A 17,363-nucleotide genomic window follows, 5' to 3' on the forward strand; every position below is an offset into this window, starting at 1 on the left:
CACTCCTTCCATGTATCGATTAGCTTGCTCTGCGTGCCGCTACTTTATCCCACTCTTTATCCAGTGTACTGAGGAACCCATTGATATCTTTGTTTTGCAAAAAGGCTTGTACCGTTGGATTCAATTGCACCGCACTTGGAATATAGTGATCGACAAAATCGACAATTTTACCCTGTTCAAAATAAGGCAGTAATTCCGCTACACTGCTGTCTTTTTGCTGTACTCCACTAACCGCAGAAAATAAATTTTGTTGGTCGATATATTGTTGACTATTTTCCGGTTTCAATAAGAACGCGATAAATTCTTTCGCTTGTTCTGGATATTCTGTCTGACTGGAAATCGCCAGTAATGTATCAATACCAGCCGTCAGTTTATTTTTGGATTCGTTATTGCTACCAGGTAACGGGAAGAATCCTAATTGAATATCTGGATTCACTTTGCGAATCTCAGAGATCGCCCAGCTTCCTTGAATATACATCGCTGCTTCTCCGTTCGCGAACGCACGATTACCATCCGAGTATGCTTTACCAAAGTTATCATTGTGACCGTAATTAAGTAACTCCAATTGCTTTTTAGCCACTTCTTGATAACCAGCTACAAACGTTGTATTCCCTTCACGACGCTCTTTGTAAAAGTCTGTTCCGACCAACGTGCCTCCCATATCGTTAAAAGGAAGATTCGTTTGCCAGTCGTCTTTGTACGTAAAGTAAAAAGGAATTGTACCTTCTGCTTTCGCCTTTTTCGCTGTTGCTATCAGCTCATCCCACGTTTTGGGTACCGTCAGGTTCAGTTTTTTGAAAATGTCTTTGTTATAGATGATACCGCTTGCATTCAAAGCAAAAGGAACTCCTGTTACTTCTTGCATCCCGGTCACATCCTGTAGCATTTGTGCATATTTAGGATCAATATTTTGCAATAATTTATCGCCAGTTAGATCCATAAAAATATCACTTTGCGCGAGTAACGAATATGTATCTGTAGCCCCCAAGCCAACAATATCAGGAATATCGTTTTTGACGACTCGTGTTTTTAGCACTGTCTCTGCATCCGGTGGATTTACTTGTGAGACATGAATATTCGGATGTTCTTGATTGAATTTGGCAATCAATTCATCGAAGCTAGCTTTGGCTTCCGGCTTATTCTGGAAAAACTCCAATTGCACTACGCCATCTTTACTACCACTATTGCTCATACTGCAAGCCGATAATAATCCAACCAGCAACAGCCCGATCAGCAATATACTCCCCCATCTTTTCATCTAACCATCCCCTCCATTGTTCCTTTTACTTGTATAAACAATATAAACAAAAAATACCCTATTCCGACAAAAAGGAAACGATTACAACAAATTTTTACCCTACTTTTACATTTCAAAAGTTCAACATCTATAAATTTCAAAAAATATTTTTCCATTTTTGACACCTTTTCTTATCAAATACAGTATGTAGATATATAAAAATAGTTATAAAGATGGAGAGTATTTCAAAATTAATCAGAATTGAAGTTGTATTTGCCTCCATTTTTTAAACTTTATAGATAAAAAGATATAGATTCGTACTTTTTAGGTACATATCTTTTTATTTCAATAGATTTGCACTGATTCTATACAGTGTTGGAGGTCATACGTATGAATATAACTACTGAACAAAATCCAATTATCCATTCTTTTTTGAGTATACAAAGTAATAAGCAACTTTTGGAACAAGCGATGTATTATCCCACAGCTCAAAATAAGCAAAAACTCAATCAAGCGTTTAAGCTTTTCTTTTTAGAAGCTCGTTTTACGTCTTATATTGCTTCTCTTATTCATTTCAGTGCTATTAATTATGATAAGAAAAACCGTCTATATAAAGATCGATATCAATTAATCGTAGATCAAAATAGAGATTCAGATCATGCTTCTGCTTCTATTTTTCCTGCTGATACCGATACATATCATTTTGTAGAACAAAGTTGGCAGCAAGTGATGACAGAAAAACGGATGTACGAAGCTATTGAGCAATTGACCAGTCGCGAGCAATCTATTCTTTGTTATCTTTATATTTATGAAATGACCGAGAAAGAAATTTCTACTAAGCTTCAAGTGACACAACAAGCTATTTCCAAAACAAAACGATTAGCACTCAAAAAATTACAAACGTATCTTCAATGTTTAGATTGACCATCAGTATATAAAAGGTACGTGAGGAGGAATCACGATGGCACATGCTCTATTATCCTTAATTCAAAAAGCTAAAAATGAAGATGAAGAAGCTATTTTATTTTTAATCAACAAATTTTCACCCAAAATTATGAGATCACTACAACAAACGACTTATCAAGAACAAGAAGATTTACGTCAGGAAATTCATCTCAAAATTATTGAAGCAGTACGCAAATATGATCTGGAGCAGATACCGGATATTTGGAATTTTATTAATCCAGATGATTTTTCAGCCCGAAAGATGTCTTCGTAAATCATTTTATCGCAAACAAAAAAGCCAGAGTAAACTTACACTCTAGCTTGCTGTTTATAACTATTATTCATGTTAGCCGATAGATTTAGGCGAAAGTGGCTCTGTGTAAAAAGTAAGACGGTTTTTACCAGAACGTTTGGATTGATACAATGCCTGATCTGCCATACGGATAATTTCGATCGGGTTGTCACTATCATACGGATAGACAGCTCCGCCGATACTACAGCCGATATTCACTTTTTCGTATTCTACAATAAATGGTTTGTTCAGACTGCGAATAATATCATTCGCATAGGCAACTGTATCTTTCTGGATATCCAATTGAGCTGGATCGGTATGCAGAACGACTAGAAATTCGTCGCCACCCAGACGCACTGTAATATCTTTTTCACGCGTGAGATGACATAGACGCTGAGCTACTTTTTGTAATAACATATCGCCGCTCTGGTGTCCTAGTGTATCGTTGACCTTTTTGAATCCATCCAAATCAATATAGAGGAACGACAAGCATGGCTGTTGTTCAGGATTTTCAAAAGCTTCTTCCAAATACATTTCTAACGCATTCCGATTCGGCAGACCTGTTAGATGATCATAATGTGCTAGACTTTGCATATTATCCAGTTCTACTTCTTTTTGACTGAGCGACGTTACCATCGTCTGCAAAGAAAAGGATAATAATTCAATATCATTAAAACTTTTGTGAGCCGGTATTTCAATATTTTCTCCAGATGCTAAGCGATCTGCAGTGCGTGTTAATGCACGAATAGGTAACGAAATACGCTCTGCTAACCACCAACCAATCAGTGCAAATAGAACAGCAGCTGCTATCGTAATCCAGATATTAAAATGCATCAATTCAGATACAGATGCTAATGCTGTAGATTCAGGTTGTCGTACAATAACAGTCCACCCTAGCCCTGGATAATCCAAGTATCCATCTCCATAGGCATACCCTGTTAAGTATGTATTGCCGTCCGGCCACTTTTCCAATTCCCAACCATCTTTTTGTAATTGGGCTTTCTCTATACTTTTCAAAGGTAAAGGCTTGCCTACCATATCACGCGGTCCTAATAAAACAGTCTGATCCTTTTTGCTTACAATCAGCATATCGACATCCTGGTCTGCCCATTTGTTTGGCAATAAGACACTTTCTTGTACTTCTTTCGCCCATGCCCAACTCATATGTGCAGCCAGTACACCAATCGTTTGGTTCTGACTGTTGCGAATCGGTAGACTCACATCAACGAACTGTAACGGTTCTCCGCTCGGATTTGGTAACAATTTGGCAAGCAATACAGCATCATGCACATCACCGATAAATTTGCCTTGAATCCCTTGTTGAAATACAGGACGCTCCGACAAGTCTTTGCCTAATAAAATGCCATCTGTTGCTGCCAGTACTTTGCCTTTAGTATCCGTATATCCGATCCATGAAAAAGATGGAAAATGGGATTGCAATTGATCTAGCATTTGTTGAATATTTCCGATATTTTGATTATTTTCAAAAACAGGCAAGCTCCCCAACAATTCTACTTCACCTGATCTGGACCACATAAAATTATCTAACTTATCTGCTGTCTGATAAGCTGTTCCTGCTAGAGATTCCCCAATCTCATTTTTGATACTTTTTGAAGAATAGTAACTAATCGTTGTGCTCAGTACAAAAGACAGTAACAACGACAATGCAATAAATGTAACAATTAACGCAGTTCTCAATTTGACAGACACCGACATTTCCCCCGAAAATTCGACTTTTATTTTAATATCGGTTTCTGGTAGCAGAGAGATTAATTATTTTTCATTCCTATTAAATGTTGCAACAATTATATATTTAAAAATACATATAGAAAAAGACTAACAGTTAAAGTTAGTCTTTTTATTGTAAAACTATATTCTTTTTTGACGTCTTGCTTCAGCTATTCTAAATACTTTACCTTCATCCCTTGCTCCAATAACGATAATTTCAACAATTTCTATCTCTTCATTTTGCGAAGCTTTAAATATAAGACGGATTCCCAACTTATCATATTTCAACTCTTTCATACCTGCTAAGTTAGAATAACTATTGTTATGTAGAGGCTTTCCGATCTCAGAGCCTCTTTCTTCTAATCTTTTTTTAGCTACATCTACCCATTTTTGTAGGTTTCCATCTAGCCGATGATAATCTTTTGCAGCTTCTTCCCAAAATTCAACTTTAGCCATTAATCAAATAACTCCTCATCGCTTAGATTCGCATAAGGATTATCTGTTAAATCCGTATTCACAACTTCATCAGCAGATATTAAGCTTGAGTTCCCATTTTGCACTCGTTGAGAAGCATAGGCATATAATAATTCACTTTCAAGTTGCTGATTGCGTTCAACAATTTCCTGATAAATTTGAGCATCTAAAATAACTGCACTTGGTTCATTGTTAGACAAAATATATATAGGTTCATGAGTTTCTCGGACTTCTTTAATTACTTTATTAAAATTAGCACGTGCTTTAGTGATCGATTCTGTGCGTACATTTAACACTTTATACATCGTTATAACCTCCTTTTACTATGATAAGCATAACTCTTAAGAAGCTTATATTCAAGCTTTAATAAAAGCTCTTTTTTAATATATAAAAAAAAGATTGATCTATTAGATCAATCTTTTCTTGTGTACATTTATGTGTAAATGTTGTACTTCTTTTACTTGATCGCACCCAGCACATCTAACAACATCTGCTTGAACACAGGGCGATCGACTTGCTCACAAACTCTTACGTTGGGTGTCTGTCCAAGTCGTCCATTGATATCGACTACACTATAGCCACGTGTCCATTCGCCTTTCGTTTCTACATCGACAAAGTAGGTGTGGCTTTCCGTCATTACTGCTTCATTTGCCGCTACAGCCATGAGCAATGTATCGGGATGAGTTGTACCGTTAAGACGGTGAACTTCTTTGTTGAATGTCATAACCACTTGATTGACCGCTTTGAAAAAGTCTGCGCCTGCTGTGCCTAGCTGTGCAATCTCTGCATGATCTTCATCATCCATCAGCGAATAGCGGGTACACATTTCCCAACCTACCATCGTAGTTGGAATCCCTGAACGAAGTACAATATGAGCGGCTTCGGGATCTACATAAAAGTTGTATTCAGCGGCTGGTGTAATATTGCCCAGTGCATTGTTGGTTCCACCCATTACATATAGATGAGGAATTTTGGGCACAATAGTTGGATCTTTTTGGATAGCCATCGCAATATTGGTCAATGGTGCAATCGCAAGCAGATGAATTTCACCCGGATATTTATGTACACTTTCGATTAGAAAATCGACAGCATGTCCATCTGCTGGACGTTGGATCGCTTTGGGGAAGTTAGAACCACCCATCCCATCGCTACCATGCACATCTTCTACTGTACGATGTTGCTCTTGGTTCCATGTGGTCATCAGTGGACGTTCGCATCCTTTGTAGACCGGAATCTGTCCGTCTGCTCCACCTTTGCCTGCGACTTGAATCGTATATAGCGCATTCTCTACTTCCTGATCAAATTGTACATTTCCACCTGTCATCATAATGCCTTGCACATCAAAATGGTGAAGTGCTGTCAAAATAGCGATTGTGTCATCGCCAGCGGTGTCTGTATCAATAATAGCTTTGCGTAATGCTGTCATGCTTGTTCCACATCCTTACTATTTCTTAGAATAATCCTTTTAAAATCATAGCAATCCTGTACGCATTTGACTACTATTTTATCAATACTGTTCAGGTGGAGTACTTGGGATTAGATATCACCGTATGGGTTGTAGATTCAGTATTACTCTCTGTTCCGATAGCTTCTAATAACGGTTCTCCATGAGTCACTACTGTCGGTTGAAGAGGGATAATATCACTATAATCAAATGTATTGGTCACAATCACAGGTGTAATCGTTGAATAACCAGCTTCACGAATACGGGCGATATCAAATTCAAGCAAAAGCTGACCTGCACTCACCCGATCCCCTTCTTGAATATAAGAAGTAAAATGTTCTCCGTCTAGCTTCACTGTATCCATACCGACATGTACCAATACTTCCAGTCCTTGATCAGACACGACAGCTAACGCATGTTTCTTTTTAAAAGCCACTGTCACCGTTCCTGCAAATGGCGCAACGATGCGACCTTCCGCAGGTTCAACAGCTATCCCTTTTCCCATCGCTTCTGCTGCAAAAGCAGGGTCAGGTACATCACTCAAAGCAACAACAGTACCACTTAACGGACTAAGTACTGTATCACTTGCACGTACTGGATGATGTATCGGAGCAGGAGAAGCTGCTGTTGTCGCTACAACCTCTTGCTTCTCTTCTTCTACAGGATCTTCAAATCCAAGAATGTACGTCAGCACCATCGAAATAAGAAAAGAAGCCGTAATTCCCATAATCAGCCCCGAAAATCCTTGTCCACCCGGGCCATAAAAAATAGGTAATGTGAGTAACCCTGGCGCACCGGACGCAAATGCTTGTGTACCCGCTTGCCCGATAATAGCACCGCCGACTGCTCCACCAATAATACCAGCAATAAATGGACGTTTAAGTGGCAATGTCACACCGTATACTGCTGGTTCTGTAATACCAAATAATGCTGATAATGTAGCCGAACCTGCAAGTGTTTTAAGTTTTTTATTTTTTGTTTTGAGCATAACTCCTAATGAAGCACCTGTCTGTGCAAATACAGATGCTGTTGCTGCTGGCTTAATACCATCACGACCATAGACAGCAATATTATTAATAAAGACAGGCACAAGTCCCCAATGAACGCCGAAAATAACGAATAACTGCCAGCCTGCTCCCAAAAGCGCACCTGCAATCAATGGGCTGAATAAGAAAGCAGCGATTAAGATATCTGCGATACCGTTACCAACATACACACCAAATGGACCGAATACCATTAACGTTAAAGGCACCATAATCACAAGTAAAATCAGCGGAGTGATAAAGTTTTTAACACTTTCATGTATACGACGGTTACAGAACTTCTCTAGCTTGCTCATCACTATAATGGCAATAATAATCGGAATCACTGTTGAAGAATAACTCATCATCACAACTGGAATACCAAAAAAGGTAACTGCGCTCTCAGCTCCATTTAGCGCGGTAATTGAAGGAATTAACAATGCCCCTGCAATCGTTAAAGCTACAAATATATTACCGCCAAACTTGCGTGCTGTCGTGACCGCAAGCAGTAAAGGAAGAAAATAAAACAAACTATCTGCGGCACCAAATAAAATAATATATGTACTGCTTTTCGCTTCTAACCATCCAAAATTACTACAGATCAATAACAATCCTTTTAGAATACCTGCTCCTGCCATAACACCAAGTAACGGAGCAAATATACTGGAGATGACATCAATAACTGCTCCAAATCCTTTTTTGCTTTTCGATTCCCCGGCTTCACGCTCTCGATCTGAAGAGTCAATAATAGTAGACACTTTGCCTATCGCTTCATACACTTCTGGAACTGTATTGCCGATTACAACTTGATACTGTCCGCCGCTTTCTTTGACCGCAATCACGCCTGGATTTTTTTCTAATAATGCTGTGTCTGCTTTGGTATTGTCTTTTAGCGAAAATCGTAATCGTGTAGCACAGTGAACCAGTGAATTGACATTCTTTTCTCCACCTACTCCTGCAACGATTTCTTTAGCTAATTTCTCAAAATCCATGCTGTTCACCCCTCATTTTGATTGATATTATCTGCTGATTTCTGTTTTTGAGCACACAAAAAACCTAAGCCCTGAAAAATAGCGGATCAATCGATCGCACTACTTTTCAGAACTTAGGTTTTGCCTGCATCACCAGTAACAACCCCGGCTGTACTATTTGATTGTGTAGTTAGCTGTTCTTGTTATTTCAATGTGCTTAGAATATACTGATTTTTTATATTTGTCAACGCTTACATGTATAGATGAATAGACAAGGGTCACCGATTAATCACACGTTCTAGATGAACCGTTAAGTATAATAACTCTTCGTTGGTGGATTGATAATTGTATTCTTTGGCTACAAATTTTTGGATTTTTTCGGCACAGGCTGCTGCTTCGTGATGCTTTTCTTTGATCATCGTATATAAATGATCATAATTATCGTTATAATGAGTGCCTTTCAATACCCGTTGTGCAAAAAACTTCAAATGTGTCACAAAGCGAAAATAACTTAATGAATCTTCATCAAACTCTTTTTTGAAATGATATTTTACGATATTGAGCGTTTGTTGAATAAACTTGGTGATCGTCATGGTGGTCGAGACTTCTTCATTCATTTCTGCGTTAATAATATGAATAGCGATAAATGCTGCTTCATCTTCAGGCAATTCGATTCCAAGCTTATGCTTAATCTGTTCTAACGTTTTGAGTCCGATACCAAATTCTTCTCTGTAAATTTGCTTAATTTCCCATAAAAGCACATTTTTAATTTCCAATCCTTGTTGATAACGTTCGATGGCAAAATTAATATGATCGGTTAGGGAGACATACAGATTTTCATTCAACTTTTTACCTAACGTTTCTTTGGTATACACGATCATATTTTCTACAATTTCGATCAATTCAATCGGTACTTCTCGCAAGAGCATTTTGAAATTATCCGATGTCTGTTTGTTTTTTAGTGCAAATACTTTTTGGATTTTACTTTCATCAATCTTATCATCCGGTTTCTTTTTAAAAGCAATTCCTCGCCCCATAACCACTAGCTCTGAACCATCAGCTTGATAAATACTCACTACATTATTATTAATGACTTTGGCAATTCGCATAGCTTGCCCCCTTGATTTCTTTACAATACATCTTTGTCTGATCTATAAAGTTACGTCTAGTGTATTCAGGTGATACATCCTTGTCAACGCTTTAACATCTATAGATAACCAGATGGAAATCAGCTTTCCACTGCATTTCCATCCGGCATCATTTTACTGTATATCAGCGATAATCAAAGATTATTTTCTACATCTGCTCCATTAGACTGAATCACTTTTTGATACCATGCAAAACTTTTTTTCTTTATCCGCTGAAGGGTACCGTTCCCTTCATTATCACGATCGACATAAATATAACCGTAACGTTTACGCATTTCACCGGAAGAAGCACTCACAATATCAATTGGCGCCCAGCACGTATACCCAATAATAGGCACGCCGTCTTCGATCGCTTCACTCATCGCTGTAATATGCTTTTGCAAATAATCGATTCGATAATCATCATCGATACCCTGATCGGCATTCATCTCATCATGCGCACCCAGACCATTTTCAACGACAAATAAAGGCTTTTGATAACGATCATGCAATTGATTAGCTGTAATACGCATACCTAATGGATCAATCGTCCAGCCCCATTCGGATTTGGCAAGATAAGGGTTGGCTACAGAACCGAACACATTACCGCTGGTCATTTTTTGATTCACTTCAGGATCTGTACTTGTTGTACGACTAGAATAATAGCTAAATCCAATATAATCGACAGTATGTTGCTTCAAAATTTCTGCATCTTCTGCTTCCATCTGGATATCTAATCCACGATCCCGGAAAAAGCGCTTCGCATACCCCGGATATGCTCCGCGTGATTGAACATCGATAAAGAAATACGACTCACGATCTTTTTCCATCCCTTGATACACATCTTCTGGATTACAAGTAAATGGATAAAAGCTACCTGCGGCAAGCATACAACCGATTTGAGCATCTGGAATAATCTCATGACATGCTTTGACTGCTAATGCACTCGCAACAAGCTGATGATGAGCCGCTTGATACTTGATCTGCTCGACATCTTCTCCTTCTTCAAAAACAAGACCTGCTCCTAGAAACGGCAGATGTAATAACATATTGATCTCATTGAACGTCATCCAGTATTTCACTTTGTGCTGATAACGTGCAAACACAGTCTTCGCATATTTTTCAAATAACGTGATCAATTGGCGGTGACGCCAGCTTCCGTATTTCTCAATCAGATGCACAGGCACATCAAAGTGAGCCAGTGTTACTACCGGTTGAATACCATACCGTAACAATTCATCAAATAATCGATCATAAAATAATAACCCTGCTTCATTCGGTGCTTCTTCTTCGCCTGTAGGAAAAATACGCGCCCATGCAATCGAAACACGCAATACTTTAAAACCCATTTCAGCAAGCCAAACAATATCTTCAGGGTAACGATGGTAAAAATCGATCGCTTCATGAGAAGGGTAAAATTCTCCTTCAAGCGGGGTTAACGAAGGTACATTGCCTTTCATAATCGATCTTCGCTTTTCTCCTGTAGGTAATAGATCAACAATACTTAACCCTTTTCCATCTTCTAGATAAGCTCCTTCTGCTTGATTCGCAGCGATCGCTCCACCCCATAAAAAGCCTTGTGGAAATGTTGTTGTCATTGTAATTCTCCTCCTGTATGTGAGATTAAAAGCAGATGCCTCCCTCGAACCCGAAAATAAAAAAACCTGAACTCACCTGTTCACACTAATATGTGCAATCAGGTTGGTTCAGGTTATGCCCGAATGGTAACATCCCATGAGAAGTCTATTCTGTTCAACAAAACTGTATCAAGGATATGAAGCGATGTCAATCAACATCAAGGCTGATCTATGCTGTTATTTTAGCCATTCAGAAAAGAACTGACGGTACCCTTCTCTCATAATCGAACTGGAAAACGTATCAAACGCATAATCTCGATTATCCTGTGAAAAAGAGCGTGGAGAAGCCGCCGCCATATTCACCAGTTCAAACCAGTTACGTTCATTACCAGCAAAAGCGTGGGTTGAGCTGATATGGTCATAACAAGGATGCTCTGGTTTGACTACAATTTTGCCCATCGCCAGTGCTTCGGTCAGTGGCATCGCAAAGGTATCAAATTTGGAGCAACTCCAATACACTTTACTGGAATTCATTAACTGGAAAATCTCATCTTGTGATAGGGCAAATCGTAAATGAATATTGGAAGGGATATCGTACTTCTGCATACTTTCACGGTAACGCTCACCACCAAACACCATAAATACTTCTTTGTCTGGATTCTGACGAGCATACTTGAGCACTAGATCAGGACGACGATTTTCTTCATCCCGTCCAATCCATAAGATACGGTTTTCCACCACTTGAGAAGGATCAAAATGCTTATTCGCTAACGTCTCGCTAAACCCGATAGGAATCACATCTACATCGGTAATATTAAATTGCGAAGCCAATTGCCGTTTGAGAAAAGGAGTCTGTACCACCGCTTTGTCGACCATATTATAAAATGGCTTCATCATCTCATATCCTGTCAGTGCCGGATCAGGGAAACTATGCGGAAACAGCACACTTTTAGGCAAAAACATTTTCAAATACGTAAATCCAGAAACGGTATAAATAACATGTTCAATCTGTTCCTTATGAATCTGATCTAAAACGATATCATAGTTAACAAGATCGCTTTTTTCATGCTCATATCCAGGAAGCCAATCATATCCACTCACATGACGTTCTGGTGAAATAAATACGATATCTACACCTAATTCTCGTCCTAACGCTTGTAATCGCTCTGCAAATACACGTGGACCTTGATTTTCAGTAAATTGAATTTTGCGCATAAGAAGTCCAACTTTTTGCATAACGTTCCTCCAGATGGTATCTCTATTATTTTGCATCATTTGCGTCTATTGTCTTGTAGCGTGTATATTCTAAATATAACGTTAAATGAAAAAAAGAGGAACCTTCGCCGCTGGAGATGCGTATGTAATATCATAAGTAACACACTTTGGAGGGAACATTATGTATAGTCGTAAAAGTAATCTAGTCAGCTTATTGTTGTGTATTTTCTTCGGATATTTAGGGATACACCGTTTTTATGTAGGTAAAGTAGGAACAGGATTGTTGATGTTATTTACAGCTGGTCTAGGCGGTGTCTGGGTTATTGTTGATATTATCATTATTATTTTAGGTAAATTCCGCGATAAAGAAGGATACCAATTGAAATTCTAAGCTCATTTTGGAAATGATCATATACAAGATTCACAGTATACAATATTTAAACTATCCAAAAAACCTCGTTGGCTACTCAGCCAAAGAGGTTTTTTTGTATTCACTATCTACAAGTCTATATCATCTATAAGAAAGCCATAACTGGATACACTGCTCTAGATGCTCCCATACTTCGGCTTGTTGCACATATAACTGAGCATGCGTCCAGATCGGTTGCTCCATCTGCAAATCTCGCTCTATCAATAACAACATCCAACTAGAAAAGATTATAGCAAATACGCTATATTGCTTTATCATATAGGACTTTGATTGTACCGGATTCACCTGTTGCTCCCAATATCGTGATAATAATCGTATCCGTAAATGTGTGTTCATCGCCCGCGGAAATAGGGGATGAGACAGATCGATCATATGATATAAATCCCATAACGGTATATTAAGATGACAATGCTCCCAGTCTAATATCATTAAGCGTCCTGTAGGCGTAACACCATAATTGCCTGCATGCAGATCACCATGACACAGCACAGTAAATTGGTTCCATTTACTTTGCTGAATCGCTTGCTTGAGCTGTGGCATCAAAGGTAACCAGTTGGTATGCGTCTTACCTTGTTGTACACGATCTTGCATCAATTGATGAATATCATCCCATTGTGATAATACTTGTTGTTGTAACACTGTAATCGATGGCTTTTGTCCTTCCGTCGGCATATTATAAATCGACGAAGTAGAGATTTGATGATAGATTGCCATCTGATCGATAACATCGATCAAAGTCTGTTCATGATGGACATGCTGAATCTCTCCCACATCTTCCATAACGATCCATGAAGACGTATACCTTTTATCATCTTGATCTGCATTGGCATCACTTGATAGATTATCGTTCCAGTCATGCGTAGCATACGCGATTAATTGCGGATATTGATCAGGCAATAGGGGCATAATATGCTTGTATACCCATAGTTCTCGGTACTGGTCTTGATGAACAGGTAATCTTTTTAAAATATATGATTGCTGATTGGCTTTTAAGCGAAATCGTTCGATATTAGTTCCATGTAGACTGGTATAGATCACTTCTTGTTCACTTACATAATGATCATCTAATAACACATTCGCTGTAATCGCTTGTTTTACTATTTGTTGTAGATCTGATTGTTCCATCTATATTTCACCTGCCGTTGGTCAAAATGCTTGATATGTTGCTATTTATTATACGGTAAAGGGTTTGGAGTTGAAGATCAAGGTGACACCTATATGTTGCTGAAACAGCTAATGCCAAAGATGTTGCTGTGAATGAGTACTCTGATTACAGAGATGTTTGTATGTCTTTGTATATGATTAATCATCAATTGACAGCCTTTTGCAAAAAAATTAGTATTAGTCTGTTACAACTACAACTTTGGATATAGTGCTGAATAATATGATATTCGTATTCTTAATCATAAGTGACCGATAAACGTCCATATATAGATGCAATAGATCCAGTATAAAGGGGTGGGCTTGTGAATCATAAAGTAACGATGAAAGATATCGCAGATCGGTTGAATATTAGTAGTGTAACCGTCTCCAAAGCGCTTGGAGATAAAGATGGTGTAAGCGATAGTCTAAAAGCAAAGATCAAACAAGTCGCCGAAGAAATGGGCTATCGCTATAATACAGCCGCCAAATCAATGAAAGACGGTCTATCCTACAATATTGGAGTGATGATCCCGGAGCGATTTACCGGCACCAATCATTCTTTTTATTTTCGCATGTATAAATATATTGCCAAAATTCTAGAACAAGGTGGTTATTACGGTATTATGACCACGTTAGGGGAAGAAGAAGAATCTACACTTACTTTACCTCGATTGTATTATGAGCAAAAAATAGATGGTTTGATTATTTTGGGGCAGATCGGCAAGCCTTATATCGAAGCGATGCAGGAAATGCAGTTACCTAAGATTTTTCTCGACTTCTATGATGAGCATGTCGATATGGATGCTGTTGTTACCGATAATTTCTATGGAGCGTATGAGTTGACTAATCTGTTGATCCGCGGAGGTCATCGGGATATTGCTTATGTAGGTACACTTTATTCAACCAGCAGTATTCAAGATCGTTTTCTAGGATATTACAAATCATTGTTGGAGCATCGTATCCCTTTACAATCTCAATGGATATTGGATGATCGGGATGAAGACGGAACTTATATTGATATTCAATTACCTGATCCTATGCCTAGCGCATTTGTATGTAATTGTGATCAAGTAGCGCATAATCTGATTAACAAATTGCAAGATTTAGGCTATACCGTTCCTCACGATTATTCTGTTACTGGATTTGATAATGATATTTATGCGACACTTACCAGACCACCGCTTACTACGGTTGAAGTCGATGTAGAACGAATGGCCAAGCTTGCTGTGCAATCTATTTTAAAAAAAGTAAGCAATCCTTATTATACTTTTGGTCGTGCACTTGTGCCTGGACGTGTAGTTGAGCGTGAATCGGTGATTCCACTGCATACAGCGCCTTAACTATTAGCAGCAACGTAATAGAACATAAAAATAAAAGGAACGTCATGATGACGTTCCTTTTTGCTGTATACATGATCCATAGAACTTATGAGGGTCATCCTGTATATTATTAAATTTTATTTGAATTTACCTGCGCGAATATCATCTGTCATGCCTGGATATGGAGCTTTGGCAACGACTTGTTCATTGTCTACACCAGCATTTTCGATAAACGTAATATCTGCAAATTCAGGTACTACATATTTAGGATACGTTTCGTATTTTTCGCGGGATTCTTCCATCAAAGCGATATGGTCATTCTGGTAACACACCGTAATTTCAGGATGTTCATGTACCCATTTCGGGAAGAAAATAATACCATGCATGCGTTTTTCAAGTGGCATAAAGTTAAGCGCTACATCTGTACCTGTTGGTTCTGTCCATGCTACTTTGTATACACCTTCTGTTAATTTCACCAAATCTACTTCTTGATCGCGCACCCAACGTCCAGCTACCATACCACTATGAATACGGTAATCGATCGTATGATCATTTTTGATATAAATCTCATATTCCCAACCATTCTCATACGTATAAATCATGTGACTTCCTACAAAGTTTTCCATTGTACAGCACCTGCTTTCTGAAATGTAAATGCGATAATGATTTGTTTCTGATGTATTACTACTCCAATAAAACATGTAAATATCAACATGTTTATTTTAACACTATGGTATGCTATGGTCAAATATACGAATTGATATACAAAGGGGATTATAGAATGAGAGTATTAAAATTTGCGATTCTCGGTCTACTTTACCGTCAAGAGTACAGTGGTTACGATATAACCAGTCAATTCAAAAAAGAAATCGGACAGTTCTGGAGCGCCAAGCACAGTCAGATCTATCCAGAGTTGCGTAAGCTGGTAGATGAAGGGCTTCTTCATTTTCGCACACAGATTCAAGGAGAAAAGTTAGAAAAGAAAATGTACACTATCACTGAAGCCGGGCGAAAAGAATTATTAGCGTGGGCGATATCTCCAGAACCTTTACCTGAAACAGAAAAAGATGCGTTTATGCTCAAAATGTATTTTATCCATACATTATCCAAAGAAGAAGCAAAGACTCTTTTTCAAGATCAGCTTCAACAGCGACAAGACAAATTGGTATATTTACAACAGCAATATGATGACCTGATCCCTGTATTCGGTACAGAAAATACAGCTGATGCTATGTACTTCGATCATCCTCATCTGGGACATTATCTTGTGCTAACCAAAGCGATAGCGCGTGAACAAAGTTATGTAGTGTGGTTGGAGCAACAAATGAAGTTGTTTTTGTAGGCGATAGATCGAATATGTATAGACTACTTGAACCAAAAAAAGACATCCATTACGGATGCCTTTTTTGTATAGTTTACGTTGGTTGTATAATCATAATCAGTGCTTCAAGATATGCTTGGTTTAAAATTCTTCGTACTCTGCTGGATCTTGATCCCATAAACGTTTGTTGTCTTTACTGAATGCAGAAATCGTACTCATTTGCTCTTCAGTTAACTCAAAATCGAAAATGTTCAAGTTCTCTTGTTGATGCTCTAGTGATCCTGCTTTCGGAATCGGTACAGCGCCTAGCTGAGTATGCCAGCGTAAAATAACCTGTGTCGGTGTTTTGCTATGAGCGTCTGCAATTTCTTGCACACCTGCATCTTCAAGTACACCTTCTCCGCGACCACGACCGAGTGGACTCCATGATTCAGTAATAATGTTATGCTTATCATTTGCTGCACGCTGTTCTGTTTGTTCAAAATACGGATGCAATTCTACCTGATTCAGAACAGGCGCTACTCCTGTCTCTGCAATAATACGTTCTAGATGCTCAGGCAGGAAATTACTTACTCCGATCGAACGTACATAACCGCGTTTTTGCGCTTCAATCATCGCTTGCCATGCTTCTACATATTTATCTACTTTTGGATTAGGCCAGTGAATAATATAGAGATCAAAATAATCCAGCCCTGTGCGAAGGAGCGATTCTTCGATCGTTACTAACGCTTTATCATACGCATGATGTCGTCCGGGTAATTTGGAGCAGACACGTAGTTGATCGCGTGGTACCGAGCTTTCGCGTACTGCTTTACCAACTGCACCTTCATTTTCATAATTAAAAGCAGAGTCAATCAGACGATAACCTGCTTCAATACCTTGTTTGATCGATTCAGCACCTTTGTAACCATTCAGCGAATAAGTACCCAGCCCGATTGCTGGAATATCCAGTCCGTCATTCAGCTTTTTTGTTGGAACGTTCGTTTGCATATCAAAAGCCCTCCTCTTATTTTGCTTCAATCATTATTTAAACCATTGAACCATTGGTAAACATGGCTAGCTTTGAAGAAGCTCGATATTGAGGAGTACTTTTCCGAATAGACTACTGATTCTATGAC

At 38.5% G+C, this 17,363-nt stretch carries 17 protein-coding genes; 5 read left to right on the plus strand and 12 right to left on the minus strand.

From position 1 onward, the window contains the following. Positions 1-19 precede the first annotated feature (19 nt). Positions 20-1,258: an ABC transporter substrate-binding protein gene (locus PQ456_RS21165; RefSeq protein WP_273613984.1), complete on the minus strand. Its 1,239-nt coding sequence runs from the start codon at positions 1,256-1,258 to the stop codon at positions 20-22. A gap of 369 nt (positions 1,259-1,627) precedes the next feature. Between PQ456_RS21165 and PQ456_RS21170 the strand changes: the two genes are divergently transcribed. After that, the gene (locus PQ456_RS21170; protein WP_273613985.1) at positions 1,628-2,161 is read left to right on the plus strand and encodes a sigma-70 family RNA polymerase sigma factor; all 534 of its coding nucleotides are present in this window, start codon (positions 1,628-1,630) and stop codon (positions 2,159-2,161) included. A gap of 37 nt (positions 2,162-2,198) precedes the next feature. Then, a complete protein-coding gene (locus tag PQ456_RS21175; protein ID WP_273613986.1) occupies positions 2,199-2,456 on the plus strand; it encodes a helix-turn-helix domain-containing protein in 258 nt (85 codons plus the stop codon). A gap of 72 nt (positions 2,457-2,528) precedes the next feature. Here the strand turns inward: PQ456_RS21175 and PQ456_RS21180 are convergent, their stop codons facing one another. From PQ456_RS21180 to PQ456_RS21215, 8 genes are all read right to left on the minus strand, one after another. Then, complete coding sequence (locus tag PQ456_RS21180) at positions 2,529-4,184, minus strand: diguanylate cyclase domain-containing protein (protein ID WP_273613987.1); 1,656 nt, start codon at positions 4,182-4,184, stop codon at positions 2,529-2,531. Positions 4,185-4,343: 159 nt separating this feature from the next. Then, positions 4,344-4,658 (minus strand): hypothetical protein, encoded by a 315-nt coding sequence (locus PQ456_RS21185; protein ID WP_273613988.1) that lies wholly within the window; start codon positions 4,656-4,658, stop codon positions 4,344-4,346. Then, on the minus strand, positions 4,658-4,981 hold the full coding sequence (locus PQ456_RS21190; RefSeq protein ID WP_273613989.1) for a type II toxin-antitoxin system Phd/YefM family antitoxin: 324 nt from the start codon (positions 4,979-4,981) through the stop codon (positions 4,658-4,660). The genes PQ456_RS21185 and PQ456_RS21190 overlap by 1 nt, the downstream gene beginning before the upstream one ends. A gap of 152 nt (positions 4,982-5,133) precedes the next feature. Next, positions 5,134-6,102 carry a nucleoside hydrolase gene (locus PQ456_RS21195; protein WP_273613990.1) on the minus strand — a complete coding sequence of 323 codons (969 nt, stop codon included), beginning with the start codon at positions 6,100-6,102 and terminating at the stop codon, positions 5,134-5,136. Between the two features lie 91 nt (positions 6,103-6,193). Continuing rightward, positions 6,194-8,134, minus strand: a complete 1,941-nt coding sequence (locus tag PQ456_RS21200) for a beta-glucoside-specific PTS transporter subunit IIABC (RefSeq protein ID WP_273613991.1) — start codon at positions 8,132-8,134, stop codon at positions 6,194-6,196. A gap of 257 nt (positions 8,135-8,391) precedes the next feature. Further along, positions 8,392-9,222, minus strand: a complete 831-nt coding sequence (licT, locus tag PQ456_RS21205) for a BglG family transcription antiterminator LicT (protein ID WP_273613992.1) — start codon at positions 9,220-9,222, stop codon at positions 8,392-8,394. A 173-nt stretch (positions 9,223-9,395) separates the two neighbouring features. Further along, positions 9,396-10,838: a 6-phospho-beta-glucosidase gene (ascB, locus tag PQ456_RS21210; protein WP_273613993.1), complete on the minus strand. Its 1,443-nt coding sequence runs from the start codon at positions 10,836-10,838 to the stop codon at positions 9,396-9,398. 216 nt (positions 10,839-11,054) lie between these two features. Continuing rightward, the gene (locus PQ456_RS21215; RefSeq protein WP_273613994.1) at positions 11,055-12,053 is read right to left on the minus strand and encodes a glycosyltransferase; all 999 of its coding nucleotides are present in this window, start codon (positions 12,051-12,053) and stop codon (positions 11,055-11,057) included. 160 nt (positions 12,054-12,213) lie between these two features. Between PQ456_RS21215 and PQ456_RS21220 the strand changes: the two genes are divergently transcribed. Next, a complete protein-coding gene (locus PQ456_RS21220; protein WP_273613995.1) occupies positions 12,214-12,423 on the plus strand; it encodes a TM2 domain-containing protein in 210 nt (69 codons plus the stop codon). Positions 12,424-12,543: 120 nt separating this feature from the next. On the opposite strand, the gene PQ456_RS21225 is transcribed toward PQ456_RS21220, so the two are convergent. Next, complete coding sequence (locus PQ456_RS21225; RefSeq protein ID WP_273613996.1) at positions 12,544-13,587, minus strand: phosphotransferase family protein; 1,044 nt, start codon at positions 13,585-13,587, stop codon at positions 12,544-12,546. Positions 13,588-13,928: 341 nt separating this feature from the next. On the opposite strand from PQ456_RS21225, the gene PQ456_RS21230 reads away from it, so the two are divergent. After that, entirely contained in the window at positions 13,929-14,945 is a 1,017-nt protein-coding gene (locus PQ456_RS21230) for a substrate-binding domain-containing protein (protein ID WP_273613997.1), read from the plus strand. Between the two features lie 116 nt (positions 14,946-15,061). Here PQ456_RS21230 and PQ456_RS21235 read toward each other — a convergent pair whose 3' ends face one another. After that, positions 15,062-15,550, minus strand: coding sequence for a phenolic acid decarboxylase (locus tag PQ456_RS21235; protein WP_204826052.1), 489 nt, complete (start codon positions 15,548-15,550; stop codon positions 15,062-15,064). A 155-nt stretch (positions 15,551-15,705) separates the two neighbouring features. Between PQ456_RS21235 and PQ456_RS21240 the strand changes: the two genes are divergently transcribed. After that, a complete protein-coding gene (locus tag PQ456_RS21240; RefSeq protein ID WP_273613998.1) occupies positions 15,706-16,266 on the plus strand; it encodes a PadR family transcriptional regulator in 561 nt (186 codons plus the stop codon). Positions 16,267-16,386: 120 nt separating this feature from the next. Here PQ456_RS21240 and PQ456_RS21245 read toward each other — a convergent pair whose 3' ends face one another. Then, complete coding sequence (locus PQ456_RS21245) at positions 16,387-17,235, minus strand: aldo/keto reductase (RefSeq protein ID WP_273613999.1); 849 nt, start codon at positions 17,233-17,235, stop codon at positions 16,387-16,389. Positions 17,236-17,363: the final 128 nt, after the last annotated feature.

Source organism: Paenibacillus kyungheensis (genome assembly GCF_028606985.1).
GTDB classification, from domain to species: domain Bacteria; phylum Bacillota; class Bacilli; order Paenibacillales; family Paenibacillaceae; genus Saccharibacillus; species Saccharibacillus kyungheensis.